Annotated in this window: 17 protein-coding genes; 11 read left to right on the top strand and 6 right to left on the bottom strand. The window is 59.9% G+C overall.

Translation table 11 applies throughout. The features are described 5' to 3' along the window. Positions 1 to 78 precede the first annotated feature (78 nt). The gene (locus ACP6KB_RS00195) at positions 79 to 975 is read left to right on the top strand and encodes a LysR family transcriptional regulator (RefSeq protein WP_442111139.1); all 897 of its coding nucleotides are present in this window, start codon (positions 79 to 81) and stop codon (positions 973 to 975) included. Here ACP6KB_RS00195 and ACP6KB_RS00200 read toward each other — a convergent pair. Continuing rightward, positions 972 to 1,298: a DUF883 family protein gene (locus ACP6KB_RS00200; protein WP_442111141.1), complete on the bottom strand. Its 327-nt coding sequence runs from the start codon at positions 1,296 to 1,298 to the stop codon at positions 972 to 974. The two genes, ACP6KB_RS00195 and ACP6KB_RS00200, sit on opposite strands and share 4 nt — an antisense overlap. A 155-nt stretch (positions 1,299 to 1,453) precedes the next feature. Between ACP6KB_RS00200 and ACP6KB_RS00205 the strand changes: the two genes are divergently transcribed. Together ACP6KB_RS00205 and ACP6KB_RS00210 are read left to right on the top strand one after the other, a co-directional pair. Continuing rightward, positions 1,454 to 1,669 (top strand): dodecin, encoded by a 216-nt coding sequence (locus ACP6KB_RS00205; RefSeq protein WP_442111143.1) that lies wholly within the window; start codon positions 1,454 to 1,456, stop codon positions 1,667 to 1,669. Positions 1,670 to 1,775: 106 nt separating this feature from the next. Further along, on the top strand, positions 1,776 to 2,000 hold the full coding sequence (locus ACP6KB_RS00210; protein WP_442111144.1) for a DUF1161 domain-containing protein: 225 nt from the start codon (positions 1,776 to 1,778) through the stop codon (positions 1,998 to 2,000). Between the two features lie 68 nt (positions 2,001 to 2,068). On the opposite strand, the gene ACP6KB_RS00215 is transcribed toward ACP6KB_RS00210, so the two are convergent. After that, positions 2,069 to 3,073, bottom strand: coding sequence for an LLM class flavin-dependent oxidoreductase (locus ACP6KB_RS00215; protein ID WP_442111146.1), 1,005 nt, complete (start codon positions 3,071 to 3,073; stop codon positions 2,069 to 2,071). A 190-nt stretch (positions 3,074 to 3,263) separates the two neighbouring features. On the opposite strand from ACP6KB_RS00215, the gene ACP6KB_RS00220 reads away from it, so the two are divergent. Beyond that, positions 3,264 to 3,497, top strand: coding sequence for a DUF1161 domain-containing protein (locus tag ACP6KB_RS00220; protein ID WP_442111148.1), 234 nt, complete (start codon positions 3,264 to 3,266; stop codon positions 3,495 to 3,497). A gap of 3 nt (positions 3,498 to 3,500) precedes the next feature. On the opposite strand, the gene ACP6KB_RS00225 is transcribed toward ACP6KB_RS00220, so the two are convergent. Both ACP6KB_RS00225 and ACP6KB_RS00230 read right to left on the bottom strand, forming a co-directional pair. Beyond that, positions 3,501 to 3,914 carry a PA0061/PA0062 family lipoprotein gene (locus ACP6KB_RS00225; RefSeq protein ID WP_442111150.1) on the bottom strand — a complete coding sequence of 138 codons (414 nt, stop codon included), beginning with the start codon at positions 3,912 to 3,914 and terminating at the stop codon, positions 3,501 to 3,503. 54 nt (positions 3,915 to 3,968) lie between these two features. After that, positions 3,969 to 4,388: a PA0061/PA0062 family lipoprotein gene (locus ACP6KB_RS00230; RefSeq protein ID WP_442111152.1), complete on the bottom strand. Its 420-nt coding sequence runs from the start codon at positions 4,386 to 4,388 to the stop codon at positions 3,969 to 3,971. 67 nt (positions 4,389 to 4,455) lie between these two features. Between ACP6KB_RS00230 and ACP6KB_RS00235 the strand changes: the two genes are divergently transcribed. Then, the gene (locus ACP6KB_RS00235; RefSeq protein ID WP_442111154.1) at positions 4,456 to 5,565 is read left to right on the top strand and encodes an aminopeptidase; all 1,110 of its coding nucleotides are present in this window, start codon (positions 4,456 to 4,458) and stop codon (positions 5,563 to 5,565) included. A 27-nt stretch (positions 5,566 to 5,592) separates the two neighbouring features. On the opposite strand, the gene ACP6KB_RS00240 is transcribed toward ACP6KB_RS00235, so the two are convergent. Both ACP6KB_RS00240 and ACP6KB_RS00245 read right to left on the bottom strand, forming a co-directional pair. After that, positions 5,593 to 6,243 (bottom strand): HAD family hydrolase, encoded by a 651-nt coding sequence (locus ACP6KB_RS00240; RefSeq protein WP_442111156.1) that lies wholly within the window; start codon positions 6,241 to 6,243, stop codon positions 5,593 to 5,595. 29 nt (positions 6,244 to 6,272) lie between these two features. Then, the gene (locus tag ACP6KB_RS00245) at positions 6,273 to 6,821 is read right to left on the bottom strand and encodes a gamma carbonic anhydrase family protein (RefSeq protein ID WP_442111158.1); all 549 of its coding nucleotides are present in this window, start codon (positions 6,819 to 6,821) and stop codon (positions 6,273 to 6,275) included. A gap of 91 nt (positions 6,822 to 6,912) precedes the next feature. On the opposite strand from ACP6KB_RS00245, the gene prlC reads away from it, so the two are divergent. The 6 genes from prlC to ACP6KB_RS00275 all read left to right on the top strand — a co-directional run bounded on the left by prlC (position 6,913) and on the right by ACP6KB_RS00275 (position 15,195). After that, the gene (gene prlC / locus ACP6KB_RS00250) at positions 6,913 to 8,964 is read left to right on the top strand and encodes an oligopeptidase A (protein WP_442111160.1); all 2,052 of its coding nucleotides are present in this window, start codon (positions 6,913 to 6,915) and stop codon (positions 8,962 to 8,964) included. After that, positions 8,961 to 9,242 (top strand): YheV family putative zinc ribbon protein, encoded by a 282-nt coding sequence (locus ACP6KB_RS00255; RefSeq protein ID WP_442111162.1) that lies wholly within the window; start codon positions 8,961 to 8,963, stop codon positions 9,240 to 9,242. Before prlC ends, ACP6KB_RS00255 begins: the two co-directional genes overlap by 4 nt. A 111-nt stretch (positions 9,243 to 9,353) precedes the next feature. After that, positions 9,354 to 11,378 (top strand): M3 family metallopeptidase, encoded by a 2,025-nt coding sequence (locus ACP6KB_RS00260; protein WP_442111164.1) that lies wholly within the window; start codon positions 9,354 to 9,356, stop codon positions 11,376 to 11,378. 75 nt (positions 11,379 to 11,453) lie between these two features. Beyond that, the gene (locus tag ACP6KB_RS00265; protein ID WP_442111166.1) at positions 11,454 to 12,512 is read left to right on the top strand and encodes a PA0069 family radical SAM protein; all 1,059 of its coding nucleotides are present in this window, start codon (positions 11,454 to 11,456) and stop codon (positions 12,510 to 12,512) included. 245 nt (positions 12,513 to 12,757) lie between these two features. After that, positions 12,758 to 13,477 (top strand): carbonic anhydrase, encoded by a 720-nt coding sequence (locus ACP6KB_RS00270; protein WP_442111168.1) that lies wholly within the window; start codon positions 12,758 to 12,760, stop codon positions 13,475 to 13,477. 185 nt (positions 13,478 to 13,662) lie between these two features. Beyond that, a complete protein-coding gene (locus ACP6KB_RS00275) occupies positions 13,663 to 15,195 on the top strand; it encodes a SulP family inorganic anion transporter (RefSeq protein ID WP_442111170.1) in 1,533 nt (510 codons plus the stop codon). Positions 15,196 to 15,261 lie beyond the last annotated feature (66 nt).

Here is a 15,261-nt window from a genome sequence, read left to right on the forward strand (position 1 = left end):
ATGGCTTTACTGTACCCACGACAGGCCCAACTGAAAACCGATAAGATTGCCTAAACATGTCAGGAAAACTCACACGTCATGCGTAACGACCTGCCTCCCCTCAATGCCCTGCGCGCCTTCGAAGCCACGGCGCGGCTTAATAGCGTCAGCCAGGCCGCCGAGCAGTTGCACGTTACGCACGGTGCGGTAAGCCGGCAGTTGAAGGTGTTGGAGGAGCATCTGGGTGTCAGCCTTTTCGTCAAAGACGGGCGCGGCATTAAACTCACAGATGCAGGCCAGCGCCTACGCGATGCCAGCTTTGACGCCTTTGACCGCTTGCGCAGCGTATGTGCCGAGTTGAGCCACAGCAATGCCGATGCACCGTTCGTGCTGGGTTGTTCGGGTAGCTTGTTGGCGCGTTGGTTCATTCCGCGCTTGGGGCGGCTGAAGGCCGACTTGCCGGAATTGCGTTTGCATCTGTCTGCCGGTGAAGGGGATCTCGACCCGCGGCGGCCGGGGCTTGATGCCCTGTTGGTATTCGCCGAGCCGCCATGGCCGAGCGATATGCAGGTTCACGTGCTGGCCCAGGAGTGCATCGGCCCGGTCCTCAGCCCACATTTCGCCGGATTCTCGCGCTTGCAGAACGCACCTGCGCAAGCCTTGCTGGCGGAAACGCTGCTGCAGACCACTTCGCGGCCGCAGGCCTGGCCGAATTGGGCGCAGCAGCAAGGCATCGATCCTGAGGCGCTGCGCTACGGCCAGGATTTCGAGCATCTGTATTACTTGTTGGAAGCGGCGGTCGCCGGGCTTGGGGTGGCAATCGCTCCGCAGCCGCTGGTCGCTGATGACCTGCGCGCCGGGCGTCTGGCCGCACCCTGGGGCTTTTGTCAGACGCAGGCCGCCTTGGCGCTGTGGGTGCCGCGACGCGCCGCAGATGGGCGCGCCGAGCAACTGGCCGGGTGGTTGCGCGCCGAGTTGGCGCGTCAGGCCGATTAATTACTGCGTTTGCACATCAAGTACGCGGCGAGCAGGCCCAGGGCGCCAATCGTCACCCCTGCAGTGGTCCAAGGGTGCTGCTGGGCATAGTCGCGGGTGGCCACACCGGTCTCGCGGGTTTTGGTTTTCACTTCATCATAGGCATCGCTGAGCAGGCTGCGCGAGTGGCGCAAAGCGTTTTCGGCGTTGCCCTTGAGCGTTTTCAGGGTGTTGCGCGACTCATCCGAGGCGTCGTTCTTGAGGCTTTCCAACGATTTGAGCAGGCTTTCGATCTCCGCTTCCATGCTTTGCAGCGACGCTTTACGCAACGAGTGGTTGGCCATGGTGGCTCTCCTTCGTGGTGTGAGTGAGCTGTTGAGGTTGGGACTTCAGTGTAGAGCGAAAGTGCCGTGCGACTTTTCCGAGCTGGTGTCTGGCCACGGATAAAACCCGCCGACGCTGCTAGGCTCAGTGTTCACCTTCGAAAAGGAGACTGATCATGTCGGATCATCACACCTACAAGAAAATTGAACTCGTCGGCTCGTCACCCACCAGCATCGAAGACGCCATCAACAATGCCCTGGCCGAAGCCGGCAAAAGCATCAAGCACCTTGAGTGGTTTGAAGTGGTCGAAACGCGTGGGCACATCAAAGACAACAAGGCCGCGCACTTTCAGGTAACGCTGAAGGTCGGATTCCGGATTGCCAATAGCTGAAAGCATGTCACTGGCTTGTGCGGGTCAATTGAGTTACACAGTCTTGAGGCGACCGGATAAGTTCCGGCGCCATCCTCCACTTTGATCTGAACAAGGAAAGCGATCGATGAAGAAGTTGGTAGTAGCACTGGGTTTGATGATGCTGGCGGGTACTGCGCTCGCAGCGGGCAAACCGTGCGAAGAATTGAAGAGCGAAATAGCCGCCAAGCTGGACGCCAAGGGTGTCAGCGGTTACTCGCTGGAAATCATCGACAAAGGTGCGGCCTCGGGCGGCAAGGTCGTCGGGACCTGCGAAGGCGGCACCAAGGAAATCGTCTACAAGCGCGGTTGACGCTGATCGCGGGGCAAGCTCCCACAGAACACACCGTGTGGGAGCGGGCTTGCCCCGCGACAACTCACCTACTCGCTGCGCATGACCTGCGCCAGCAACTCATACGAGCGAATCCGGTCGGCGTGTTCATACAGGTCGCAGGTAAAGATCAGCTCATCAGCTTGAGTCTGCTCCAGCAATACCTCGAGCTTGGCGCGGATTTTCTCCGGCCCGCCGACCATCGCCAGCCCCAGGAAGCTGCCCACCGCCTCGCGCTCATGCGGTAACCACAGGCCGTCCATGCTCTCGACCGGTGGCCGCTGTACCAGGCTTTGGCCACGCATCAAGGCCAGAATGCGCTGGTACACCGAGGTCGCCAGGTAGTTGGCGCGTTCGTCGCTGTCGGCCGCAACCAGCGGCACACCGAGCATCACATAGGGTGTGTCGAGCACTGCCGAGGGCTGGAAGTGGTCGCGGTAAATGCGGATGGCTTCGTGCATATAGCGCGGTGCGAAATGTGAGGCGAAGGCATACGGCAAGCCGCGCATTCCCGCCAACTGCGCGCTGAACAGGCTGGAACCGAGCAACCAGATCGGCACCTCGGTGCCATAACCTGGCACAGCGATGACCTTTTGGTCCGCCGTTCTTGGGCCGAGGTAACGCACCAGTTCTTCGACATCGTCGGGGAAGTCGTCAGCGCTGCCAGAACGTTCGCGGCGCAGCGCCCGTGCGGTCATTTGATCGGAGCCGGGCGCGCGGCCCAGGCCCAGATCGATACGACCGGGATAGAGACTTTCCAGGGTGCCAAACTGCTCGGCAATCACTAACGGAGCATGGTTGGGCAGCATGACGCCACCGGCACCGACGCGGATGGTCGACGTGCCACCTGCCAGGTAGCTGAGCAGAACCGCTGTGGCCGAGCTGGCAATGCCGTCCATGTTGTGGTGTTCAGCAACCCAGAAGCGGTTGTAGCCGAATTTCTCTACGTGCTGTGCCAGGTCCAGCGAATTGCGCAGGGATTGTGCCGGGCTGCCGTCTGCGCGCACTGGCACCAGGTCGAGGGTGGAGAATTTAGTGTCCGCGAGTCGCTTCATGGGCTATTGAGCCTCCAGGCAGTCATTTGGCCGACATTACGCGTAGGCCTTTTCAACTCTGTATGGGCACTTCCTGAGGATTCAATGCCTGCGGTGCAATCGCGCTGAAGCAAGGGAGGCAGAACCGTGATCGGTGCTTGTGGTCAAATGGGTGTCGGCACACTCGCTGCCGTCACAAGGAGTTGTCCCCATGATCCGTGTTGCAATCGCTGTGCTGGCTTCGCTGCTGGCAACCTCTGCACTGGCTGCGCCGAAGAATTGTGAAGAGCTCAAGGCTGAGATCGAAGCGAAGATCCAGGCCAACAACGTCAGCTCCTACACCCTGGAAATCGTCAAGAACGAAGAGGTCCACGACCAGAACATGGTGGTCGGCAGTTGCGAGGGTGGCACCAAGAAGATCATTTATCAGAAAAATGATCGCTAAGCGTCAGGGAATGCAGAAGATGTCGTTGGCTTCTTCGGCAAGCACCTTGCGTTGTGCGTCGTACAGGTAGGCACTGGGTCGCATGGCGGGTGCCCGCGCCTCCAGGCGATAACGCTGACCGGCTTCGAAGTGGTCGTAGCGCACTTTCAGGTAGCAGGTGCGCTCTACGGGGTTCATAGAGAAACCACCGGAATACACCTCGAAATCGAAACGTACTGTCAGCTCGTGTTTGCCTGGTGTGACCTGAAAGAAGCGCCCATCGTTGAGGCGCTCACCATCCAGGCGGTCGGCCATCAGCGTTTTACCAGGCGTCATGGTGTACAGATCGACCCAGGCTTGCTTGCTGTCAACTGGCGGCAAGGGGCTGGCGCACGCCCCCAGGGTACTGAGGGCAATCAGCATCATTGGCTGGCGCATGGCAAACTCCCGGCATGCAAGCTTCAAAGCATAAGCATAGCGCCATTCACCTTATCAGGTGCGTTGGCAGCCCGCCGGTAGCCCTTTGCTGATCAGATTGCGCTGCTCGTCATACAGCTTTGCCCAAGGGCGAAAGCCGATGCTGCCTGCTTCCAGTTGATAGCGTTGCCCGGCAGTGAAATCCTTGAATTTCACATTCAGCTGGCAATCGCGCCACAGCGGTTCGCTGACCGGGCCGATGTTGCTCGGCGTCACTGGGAACAGGTAGCGTACGGTCAGCTCGTGGCTGCCTGGGGGCACTTCAAAATAGCGCTTGTCGGCCCAATCACGATCATCCACCTGCACGGCATGCAAGGTATCGTCCTGGCCGGGCGCGAGGTCAATCCAGGCCTGGTTGGGGTCGGGTTGAGGCAGCAGCAGCCCGGCGCAGCCGGACAGAAGCAGAAGACTACTGATGACAAGCAGTGTACGCATGGCAAAACTCCAACCGGGCAGGATAGTCTTGAAGCTGAAGAGTTCTTGAGCGGAAAACGGGACGCGAATGCTTCGACTATTTCTTTTATTGCGCTCAAGTCTTGGGGCACTCGACCATTTTTTTCGCTACTTGGTTCCCTTGCTGGCGCTCGGGCTGCTCAACGGTTGTTCCAGCGTCAGTTATTACGGGCAATTGGCGAGCGGTCAATGGCAGCTGCTGCAGGCCCGTATGTCCGTGGCAGAGCTGGTCACAGCGCCAGACACACCGGAAAAGCTGCGCCAGCAATTGCTTCAGGCCGAACAGGCCCGCGCCTTTGCCAGTGCGCAACTGAGGCTGCCGGATAACCGCAGCTACCGGGTGTATGCCGACATTGGCCGGCCGTTTGTGGTGTGGAATGTGTTTGCGACCCCCGAGCTGTCCCTCGAACCCGAAACCCATTGCTTCCCGATAGCCGGCTGCGTTGCTTACCGCGGTTACTACAGCCAGGGCGCGGCGCGCGGCGCTGCGGCGTTGCAGAAGCAACAAGGGCTGGATGTCTATGTGGGCGGGGTCGAGGCCTATTCGACCCTGGGGTGGTTCGATGACCCGATTCTTAGCTCCATGTTGGGTTGGGGTGACGAGCGTCTGGCCGCCGTGATTTTCCACGAGCTGGCGCACCAGCAGGTGTACGTACAGGACGACACGGCTTTCAATGAGTCGTTCGCCACCTTCGTTGAACAGGAAGGGGCGCGGCAGTGGCGCGCCGCGCGTGGCCTGCCGCAGCAGACTCAGGACGACAACCAGCAGCGTGAGCAATTCATCGCCTTGGTGTTGGCCAGCCGGGAACGGCTGAAAACACTGTATGCGGCGCCGCTGAGCGTGCCAGCCAAGCGCGCTGGCAAGCAGGCTGAGTTTGAACGCCTGCGTCGCGAGTACCGGGCACTGCGCGATAGCCAGTGGGGCGGTAAAGGGCGCTTCGATGCCTGGATCAATGCACCGATGAACAATGCCAAACTGTTACCGTTTGGACTGTATGACCAGTGGGTACCGGCGTTTGCCGCGTTGTTTGCCGAAGTCGGCGGCGATTGGCAGGTGTTTTATGCGCGGGTTGCGGCGATGGGTAAGTTGGCGCCTGTGGAGCGGCAGCAGGCTCTGAATAGCATCGCGGGGCAAGCCCCCTCCCACACCGCTCGGTAGGAGCGGGCTTGCCCCGCGATCAGACCATCAACCGCGCAGAAACGCCTGATGCAGCTCACCCAAGGTCGCAAAGTGGTAAGCCGGCTGCTCTGCACTGAGTTCCTCGTGGCTGCCAAACCCGTAACCCACGGCCACCGCTTCAAGGCCATTGCTGCGCGCGCCGATCAGGTCGTGTTTACGGTCGCCGATCATCAGCGTTTGCGCTGGGTCCAGCGACTCTTCGGCCAGCAGGTGAGCAATCAGCTCGACCTTGTTGGTGCGGGTGCCGTCCAGCTCACTGCCGTAGATCACCTTGAAGTGATGGTCGAACTGGAAGTGCCGGGCAATTTCCCGCGCGTACACCCAAGGTTTGGAGGTGGCGATGTACAGCGTCCTGCCCTGCCCGTTCAGGGCTTCGAGCAGTGGCTTGACGCCGTCGAACACCAGGTTTTCGTAAAGACCGGTGACCTTGAAGCGCTCGCGGTAGAAGTTCACCGCGTCCCAGGCCTTGGCCTCGTCGAAGCCGTAGAACTGCATGAAGGCCTGCAGTAAGGGCGGGCCGATGAAGTGCTCAAGGCGGGCCAGGTCCGGCTCGTCGATGCCGAGCTTGGCCAGGGCATACTGGATCGAACGGGTAATACCCTGGCGCGGGTCGGTCAGGGTGCCGTCAAGGTCGAAGAGGATGTTTTGCTGATGCATGACTGTCTCGATAAGGGCTGTAAACCGGTTTACTCAGGCAGGTGGTAGCCTTCGGCCAGATGCTGGTCTTTGAGCTTCACGTAGTTGCTGGCGCTATAGGGAAAGAATGCGCGCTCTTTCTCGGTCAGGGCACGGGCTTGTTTGACCGGGCTGCCGACATACAGAAAACCACTTTCCAGGCGTTTGCCCGGCGGCACCAGGCTGCCAGCACCGATGATCACTTCGTCTTCGACCACCGCGCCGTCCATGATGGTGGTGCCCATGCCAACCAGAATCCGGTTGCCCAGCGTGCAGCCGTGAAGCATGACTTTGTGTCCAATGGTTACCTCATCGCCGATCAACAGCGGAAAACCGTCCGGGTTGAATGGCCCGGCGTGGGTAATGTGCAGCACGCTGCCGTCTTGCACGCTGGTGCGCGCACCGATGCGAATACGGTGCATATCGCCGCGGATCACCGTCAATGGCCAAACCGAGCTGTCGTCTCCGATCTCGACGTCTCCCAAAACCACGGCGCTGCAGTCCACGAAGGCGCGTTCGCCCAAGCGGGGTGTATGGTTCTGGAAACTGCGGATGGCCATGATAGGAGTTCTCTTTGGTATTGATAGGGCTGCGGTCGGCGTCGATTGTAATTAAGATGGTCCAGTGTTTCTTCTGCCAAGGTGTTTAACCGTGAGTGCGACCAACCCGCTCCTGCAGTCTTATGACTTGCCGCCCTTCTCGGCGATCCGTGCCGAGCATGTGCAGCCGGCGATTGAACAGATCCTGGCCGACAACCGTACCGCTATTGCCGACATTCTCAAGCGCCAGGGTCAGCAGCCAAGCTGGGCCGGCCTGGTTCTGGCGATGGACGAACTCAATGATCGCCTGGGCGCAGCCTGGAGCCCGGTCAGTCACCTCAACGCCGTGTGCAACAGCGCCGAGCTGCGCGAAGCCTACGAGGCCTGCCTGCCGGCGTTGAGCGCTTATGCGACCGAACTGGGTCAGAACCGCGAGCTGTTCCAGGCCTATGAAGCGCTGATTGCCAGCCCTGAAGCGGCGGGTTTCGACGTCGCGCAAAAGACTATTCTTGAACACGCCCTGCGTGACTTCCGTCTGTCGGGTATCGACCTGCCTGCCGAAAAGCAGCAGCGTTATGCAGAAGTGCAGAGCAAGCTCAGCGAGTTGGGCAGCCGTTTCTCCAACCAACTGCTCGATGCCACTCAAGCCTGGACCAAACAGGTCACCGACGAGGCCGCGCTGGCAGGCCTGACCGATTCGGCCAAGGCGCAAATGGCTGCTGCGGCCCAGGCCAAGGGCCTCGACGGCTGGCTGATCAGCCTGGAGTTCCCGAGCTACTACGCGGTGATGACCTACGCCGAAGATCGCGCCCTGCGTGAAGAGATCTACGCCGCTTACTGCACCCGCGCTTCCGATCAGGGGCCGAATGCCGGCCAGTTCGACAACGGCCCGGTGATGCGCGAAATCCTCGACCTGCGTCAGGAACTGGCCACGCTGCTCGGTTATGCCAACTACGCCGAGCTGAGCCTGGCAACCAAAATGGCCGAGTCCAGCGATCAGGTCCTGAGCTTCCTGCGTGACCTGGCCAAACGTAGCAAGCCGTTCGCTGCCCAGGATCTGGCCCAGCTCAAGGCCTATGCCGCCGAGCAAGGTTGCCCAGACCTGCAAAGCTGGGACAGTGGTTTCTTCGGTGAAAAACTCCGCGAGCAACGCTACAGCGTTTCGCAGGAAACCCTGCGTGCCTACTTCCCGATCGACAAAGTGCTGTCAGGGCTGTTCGCCATCGTCCAGCGCCTGTATGGCATCGAGATTGCTGAGCTCAAGGGCTTCGACACCTGGCATCCGGATGTGCGCCTGTTCGAAATCAAAGAACACGGCCAACACGTCGGTCGCTTCTTCTTCGACCTGTATGCGCGTGCCAACAAGCGTGGCGGCGCCTGGATGGACGGTGCTCGCGACCGTCGCCGCGCCGCTGACGGCAAGCTGCAGAGCCCGGTGGCCAACCTGGTGTGTAACTTCACCCCGGCCGCACCCGGCAAGCCTGCGCTGCTGACTCACGACGAAGTCACCACCCTGTTCCACGAGTTTGGTCATGGCCTGCATCACCTGCTGACCCGTATCGAGCATGCAGGTGTTTCCGGAATCAACGGTGTGGCCTGGGACGCTGTCGAGCTGCCAAGTCAGTTCATGGAAAACTGGTGCTGGGAGCCTGAAGGTCTGGCGCTGATTTCCGCGCATTACGAAACCGGCGCGGCCCTGCCCCAGGACCTGCTGGAAAAAATGCTGGCAGCGAAGAACTTCCAGTCCGGGCTGATGATGGTCCGCCAGTTGGAGTTCTCCCTGTTCGACTTCGAATTGCATGCCAGCCATGGCGATGGCCGCAGCGTGCTGGAAGTGCTTGAAGGCATTCGCGATGAGGTTTCGGTGATGCGCCCACCGGCGTACAACCGTTTCCCCAACAGCTTTGCGCACATCTTTGCCGGCGGTTACGCCGCCGGTTACTACAGCTACAAGTGGGCTGAAGTGCTCTCGGCTGACGCGTTCTCGCGTTTTGAGGAAGAAGGTGTGCTGAACGCTGAAACCGGTCGTGCCTTCCGCGAAGCCATTCTGGCCCGCGGCGGTTCCCAGGAGCCGATGCTGCTGTTCGTCGACTTCCGTGGCCGTGAGCCGTCAATCGATGCACTCTTGCGTCACTGTGGTTTGAGTGAGGAAGTGGCGGCATGAGCGATGCGCCCGTGATCAAAACGAAAAAACGCTTTATCGCCGGGGCGGTCTGCCCGGCGTGCAGCGAGCCGGACAAGCTGATGATGTGGAGCGAAGACAGCGTTCCGCACCGTGAGTGCGTGGCGTGCGGGTTTTCCGACACCCTCAATGAACAGGGGTTGTCGGTGCCCAAAGAGCTGGGTACCCGGGTCAACAAGGTGGAAGTCAAACCGGCTGAGGCAAAGGTGCAGACGGTACAGTTCTTCCCCAATCCGAAGCTTAAAAAGCCTGTCGAGTAAGGCGGGTGTGGCACCCGATACAATTACGTTTCGGGTGCCACATAGTTAACACCCGTCATTGAGTGCGGCGTTCCAGAGTGATGAGATTATTCACGTCACTCTGGAATCAGCATGCACAGCGATAACCCCTTCCTGCAAAACGACCAGCCGCTCGATTATGCGGCGGTCCGCCTTGAGCATCTGCGCGCAGCGGTCGAGCAGATCATCAGTGATAACCGTATCGCCCTGGACGTCATCATCGAGCAGCAACGTACCTTGCCAACCTGGGACGACCTGGTGCTGGCGGTGGATGCGTTGGATGCGCGTCTGAACAACACCCTCTATAGCATCGCGCCGTTGCTTTCACTCGAAGGTGACTGGCAAGAGGATGCGAATGAGTGTTGGGATCTGGCCCAGGCCTATTTCCTGCAGAACCTGCAAAACGCCGAGTTGTTGAGCCTGTACGAGCGCCTGGCGGCCAGCACCTATGGCATGAATCTGGATCGGCAGCGCAAAGCGGCGTTGCAACGAACCCTTAAAGCCATGCGCCTGTCGGGGGTTCACCTGACGGACATTCAGCGCGAGCAGCTACAGGCGCTGGAGCAGCGAATCAGCGACCTGCAGAACGCGTTTTTCGACAACGTGGTGCGCTCTGGCGAGGCCTGGAATGTGCACATCATGGATGAGCAGCGCCTGCGTGGCATACCGGCACTCAATCGGGGGGCGATGGCGGCGGCGGCACACACCAAAGCGTTGAGCGGATGGCTGATCACCCTAGAAGAAGCGCCGTGCCTGGCGGTAATTGAGCATGCCCAAGACCGCGATTTGCGTGAGCAAGTGTACCGGGCGTGGATGACACGCGCGGTCAGCCAGGAACCCGGTGAGGACAACGGTGAAATCTTTCAGGATCTGGCTGATGCCCGGCAGGAAAAGGCTCGTTTGCTTGGGTTCGATCGCTTTCCACTGTTCAATTTGCAACGCAAAGGCGGTGTTTCTCAGGATCAGGTGATACGCTTTCTCCAGCAACTGAGTCGGCAGGCAAAGCCGAGCTTTGAACAGGAACGTAAACGCCTGCAGGACTTTGCCCAGCAGCAGGGTCTGCCGCAGGTCCAGCCCTGGGACGTCGCTTATCTGCGCAAGCAGGCTCGACAAATGCCTTTGAGCCTGTCCGAAGACGAGGTGCACGCTTGTTTCTCGCTGGATACCGTAATCAAGGCCCTGGTCGATCTGGCCAAGCAGCTGTTTGGTGTTGTACTGCGCGAGACACCTACTGCCAGCTGGCACCCAAGTGTGCGCACGTTCGAGGTCGAGCAGGACAATGCGTTACAGGGACATCTGCACATCGATGCCATCGCCAGGGACGGCAAACATGCGGAAGGCGCCTGGACCTACTACCTGAGTAACCGCCATATTGACGCTGAAGGCCGCTACCACGGCAGCGCGGTGGCGATGTTTGCCAGTGTGGCCGCCGGACAGGGCAATGTTCCACCACTGTTGAGCCATCTGGACCTGCGCAAGGTGTTTCATGAGTTTGGCCACTGTCTGCATCACCTGTTGGTACGTACCAACAATTACCACCTGTCGGATGTACAGAACCTGGGCCCTGGTGGCTTTGAGGTAGCCGGCAAATTGCTTGAGCGTTGGTGCTGGTCGGCGCAGTACCTGGCGAGCATTTCTTCGCACTACCTGACTGGGGCGCCACTGAGCGCTCCGGCACTGCAGACGTTCCTCGAACAACTTCAGGCGCAAGAGCAGTCGAAGCTGGCGGTGGAGCTGGCAAAAGCGTTGTTTGATATGGACCTGCACAACGCCCCGGATGATGGGCGCAACGTGCAACAGCGGGTCGAAGACAGTTTCAGCGCCGCCGGGGCCTGGCCGCTGGCTGACTTCGAGAGGCCGTTGCATGCGTTCGATCATCTGGTGACAGGCTACGAAGCGGGTTATTTCGGCTACCTGTGGGCCGATGTGCATGCCTTTGACCTGTTCAGCCGTTTTGAGCAGGAAGGCTTGCTCAATCGGGCAACCGGGCGCGAGTTGCATGAGCTTGTGTTTATGCCTGGCGCTTCGCAGCCCATTCAGGTAGGGGTCGAAAGCTTTCTCAAGCGCCCGCTGAGTGCTGCGCCATTTCTTCGCTGGCATGGATTGAGCGCGTCCTGAGGTTTGCTGCCCAGCGGTGCTGGATCAACTGAGCACCCTGTTGTACTGTATAAAAAAACAGTGAAAGGGTGCGCCATGCATACTCCAGCGCCGCTGCGTGGTCGCGGCACCACCAGCAATCCTCATAATCGTTTCGCCCCGAACCGCTCGGTGGTAGAAGACGACGGCTGGTATCAGGAAGTGCCGCTGACCCAAGGCACCGAAGTGCGCAGTGAAACGGCCAAGAGCATCATTACCCGCAACAACTCGCCTGACCTACCCTTCGACCGCTCGATCAATCCTTATCGCGGCTGCGAACATGGCTGCATTTACTGCTACGCACGCCCCAGCCACGCCTATTGGGACTTGTCCCCGGGGCTGGATTTCGAAACCAAGCTGATCGCCAAAACCAACGCCGCCGAGGTGCTTGAGCAGCAACTGAGCAAGCCGGGCTACGTCTGTGCACCGATCAACCTCGGCTCCAACACCGATCCTTACCAGCCCATCGAGCGCGAACAGCAACTGACCCGACGCTTGCTGGAAGTGCTGCTGCGATATCGCCATCCGGTCACTATCGTAACCAAAGGCTCTCTGATCCTTCGCGACCTTGATCTGCTTACCGAGCTTGCTCAGCAGCGGCTGGTGTCAGTGATGATCAGCCTGACCACGCTCGACGACGAACTCAAGCGCACACTGGAACCACGGGCGGCAGCCCCCAAGGCGCGGCTACGGGCCATCCGGGTGTTGAGTGAGGCTGGTATTCCCGTCGGTGTTCTGTGCTCGCCGATGATCCCGATGATCAACGACAGCGAGTTGGAGCACTTGCTGGAGGCCGCCAAGGCCAATGGCGCCAGAACTGCGGCGTACATGTTGTTGCGCTTGCCGCTGGAAGTCGCGCCGTTGTTTGAACAGTGGCTGCAGGATCACTATCCGCAACGGGCTGGTCATGTAGTGAGCCTGATCCGCCAGAGCCGCGGCGGTGAGCTGTATGACAGCCGCTTTGGTGCGCGGATGCGCGGTGAAGGTGTTTTTGCCGAGTTGCTGGCGCAGCGCTTCAGCCGCGCCATTCGTCGTTTCGGGCTGAACCTGCGTGAAGGCTACGCGCTTGATTGCACTGCATTTTGTCCGCCGGGCCGACAAATGTCGTTGCTCTGATTTCCATAATGGGTATTGGCCACTGATGCTTTTTTGATACTATTTTGGCATCGCTTTGAATCGCTGAAATGCCCGTGCTAGAGCCTCGCAATTCAGTTTGAGTTAAGTTTTCCCGGGTAGCGTAGGAATTCAGTCAACAACTGATGTGATTGTTGGTGCGCGCAGGTCATCCAAGTGACATGCGCTGTTTGAATCATCAACCCGGTAGAATGGACTTAACCTAAAAACGTCAAAGAGGATGAATCATGCCCATCAAGGACCCATCCAAGGCCGTACCGGATGTACCCGCCGAAAGCGCTGATGCTGCCCTGAAGCATATCGTCGATGGCTTTCTGCGGTTTCACCACGACGTATTTCCTGAGCAGCAAGAGCTGTTCAAGAAACTGGCCACTGCACAAAAGCCTCGGGCAATGTTCATCACCTGTGCCGACTCGCGCATCGTGCCCGAGTTGATTACCCAGAGTTCTCCTGGCGACTTGTTCGTCACCCGTAACGTCGGCAACGTTGTGCCGCCCTACGGGCAAATGAACGGTGGTGTATCCACCGCCATCGAATATGCCGTGCTGGCCCTGGGCGTTCATCACATCATCGTTTGCGGCCACTCTGACTGTGGCGCCATGCGTGCAGTGCTCAACCCTCAGAGCCTGGAAAAGATGCCGACGGTCAAGGCCTGGCTGCGTCACGCCGAGGTTGCGCGCACGGTGGTTGAAGACAACTGCTCTTGCGGCAGCGAGCATGAAAGCATGCAAGTGCTGACCAAAGAAAACGTCATCGCGCAGTTGCAGCACCTGCGCACGCATCCTTCGGTTGCTTCGCGTCTGGCTGCTGGCCAGCTCCACATTCACGGCTGGATCTACGACATCGAAACCAGCCAGATCGAAGCCTATGACGCCGCGAGCGACAGCTTCCTGCCGCTGACTGCCGGTCAGCCAATCCCCAGCGCTACCCCGAAAGGCCGCTACTAAGCGTCCCTGAAACTCCCGCGACACGCTGATTGACGGCTGCACCCTCCGGGTGTGGCCTGGTCATCGGCTGCCTTGAATTTCCCTGACTGCCCTGCCGGCTCGCTGGCGGCCTGCGCCTGCGCGCGCGTCAGGGGTGTGTTATCGGCCATCGGAATGGCTGTGAACGTGAGAGAAGGAGTGACACGGTGAACAAAACACAGATCAAAGCGGCACTGCCGCGTGAATTACTGGCATCGGTAGTGGTTTTTCTGGTCGCCCTGCCCTTGTGCATGGGCATCGCCATTGCCTCGGGGATGCCACCGGCCAAAGGCCTGATCACCGGGATTATTGGCGGCATCGTGGTCGGCTGGCTGGCCGGCTCGCCACTGCAGGTCAGTGGCCCGGCGGCGGGGTTGGCCGTCTTGGTGTTCGAGTTGGTGCGCCAGCATGGCGTGGCGATGCTTGGCCCGATCCTGTTGCTCGCGGGCTTGCTGCAATTGCTGGCCGGGCGTTTGCGGCTGGGGTGCTGGTTCCGGGTGACGGCACCGGCCGTGGTGTACGGCATGCTGGCGGGGATCGGCGTGTTGATTGTCTTGTCTCAGGTGCATGTGCTGTTCGACAGCGCACCGCAGCCGTCCGGGTTGGCCAACTTGATAGCGTTTCCGGAAACGGTCAGTCAGGCGCTGCCAGTGGAGCACCAGGGCAACGGCTGGAAAGCCGCACTACTGGGGTTTGGCACCATTGCGCTGATGTGGGGCTGGGAGCGTTGGCGGCCGCAGTCGTTGCGTTTTGTGCCCGGTGCCTTGCTCGGCGTCGCGCTGATGACTGCCGTCAGTATCTGGCTGGCGCTGCCGGTCAATCGCGTTCAGGTACCAGCCGACCTGAGCGAGGCAATCGACTGGCTGCGCCCGGCCGACTTGCTCAACCTCGCTGACCCGAACCTGCTGGTTGCAGCCTTTGCCCTGGCCTTTATCGCCAGTGCTGAAACCTTGCTGTCGGCTGCCGCGGTAGACCGCATGCACAATGGTCAGCGTTCGGATTTCGATCGTGAGCTGTCGGCCCAAGGCTTGGGCAATATGCTTTGCGGAGTACTCGGCGCGCTACCGATGACCGGGGTGATCGTACGCAGCTCGGCCAACGTTCAGGCGGGTGCGCGGACGCGCCTGTCGGCGATCCTGCATGGCGTCTGGTTGCTGGCCTTTGTGGTGATGCTCAGCAGCGTGTTGCAACAGATTCCGGTGGCAAGCCTGGCGGGCGTGTTGGTGTATACCGGTATCAAGTTGGTGGATTTCAAAGCGTTCAAGGGCTTGGGCCGTTATGGCCGGATGCCGATGTTCACCTATGCCGCTACTGCGTTGGCGATCATCTTCACTGATCTGTTGACCGGGGTGCTGCTGGGCTTTGCCCTGACCCTGTTGAAGCTGGCGCTCAAGGCGGCGAGATTGAAGATCAGTGTGGTCAGTCGAGACGAGCCGGATCACTTGGAACTGCGCATGAGTGGTGCGGCGACCTTTCTCAAGGTTCCGGCGCTGGCACAGGCTCTGGAGGGGATCCCGGTGGGCACCACGCTGCATGTGCCGTTGGCCAACCTAAGCTATATCGACCATTCCTGTCTTGAGTTGCTTGAGGATTGGGGGCGAGCTAATGCGGGCAACGGCTCCCGTCTGGTGATCGAGCAGCACCGGCTAAAACGCCGGGTTGAAGGGCGGGTGCGTACGACGGTTGGTTTGGGGGCTTAGTGTTATCGCGGGGCAAGCCCGCTCCTACAGGGAATGTGTGATTCCGGTGGGAGCGGGCTTGCCCGC

This window comes from Pseudomonas sp. NUPR-001 (genome assembly GCF_052147955.1).
In the GTDB taxonomy this organism is placed as follows: Bacteria; Pseudomonadota; Gammaproteobacteria; order Pseudomonadales; family Pseudomonadaceae; genus Aquipseudomonas.

Bases quoted from the DNA above. Each gene is read 5' to 3' on its own strand.
- ACP6KB_RS00195 (WP_442111139.1), top strand. From the start codon at position 79: ATGCGTAACGACCTGCCTCCCCTCAATGCCCTGCGCGCCTTCGAAGCC.
- ACP6KB_RS00200 (WP_442111141.1), bottom strand. From the start codon at position 1,298: ATGGCCAACCACTCGTTGCGTAAAGCGTCGCTGCAAAGCATGGAAGCG.
- ACP6KB_RS00205 (WP_442111143.1), top strand. From the start codon at position 1,454: ATGTCGGATCATCACACCTACAAGAAAATTGAACTCGTCGGCTCGTCA.
- ACP6KB_RS00210 (WP_442111144.1), top strand. From the start codon at position 1,776: ATGAAGAAGTTGGTAGTAGCACTGGGTTTGATGATGCTGGCGGGTACT.
- ACP6KB_RS00215 (WP_442111146.1), bottom strand. From the start codon at position 3,073: ATGAAGCGACTCGCGGACACTAAATTCTCCACCCTCGACCTGGTGCCA.
- ACP6KB_RS00220 (WP_442111148.1), top strand. From the start codon at position 3,264: ATGATCCGTGTTGCAATCGCTGTGCTGGCTTCGCTGCTGGCAACCTCT.
- ACP6KB_RS00225 (WP_442111150.1), bottom strand. From the start codon at position 3,914: ATGCGCCAGCCAATGATGCTGATTGCCCTCAGTACCCTGGGGGCGTGC.
- ACP6KB_RS00230 (WP_442111152.1), bottom strand. From the start codon at position 4,388: ATGCGTACACTGCTTGTCATCAGTAGTCTTCTGCTTCTGTCCGGCTGC.
- ACP6KB_RS00235 (WP_442111154.1), top strand. From the start codon at position 4,456: ATGCTTCGACTATTTCTTTTATTGCGCTCAAGTCTTGGGGCACTCGAC.
- ACP6KB_RS00240 (WP_442111156.1), bottom strand. From the start codon at position 6,243: ATGCATCAGCAAAACATCCTCTTCGACCTTGACGGCACCCTGACCGAC.
- ACP6KB_RS00245 (WP_442111158.1), bottom strand. From the start codon at position 6,821: ATGGCCATCCGCAGTTTCCAGAACCATACACCCCGCTTGGGCGAACGC.
- ACP6KB_RS00255 (WP_442111162.1), top strand. From the start codon at position 8,961: ATGAGCGATGCGCCCGTGATCAAAACGAAAAAACGCTTTATCGCCGGG.
- ACP6KB_RS00260 (WP_442111164.1), top strand. From the start codon at position 9,354: ATGCACAGCGATAACCCCTTCCTGCAAAACGACCAGCCGCTCGATTAT.
- ACP6KB_RS00265 (WP_442111166.1), top strand. From the start codon at position 11,454: ATGCATACTCCAGCGCCGCTGCGTGGTCGCGGCACCACCAGCAATCCT.
- ACP6KB_RS00270 (WP_442111168.1), top strand. From the start codon at position 12,758: ATGCCCATCAAGGACCCATCCAAGGCCGTACCGGATGTACCCGCCGAA.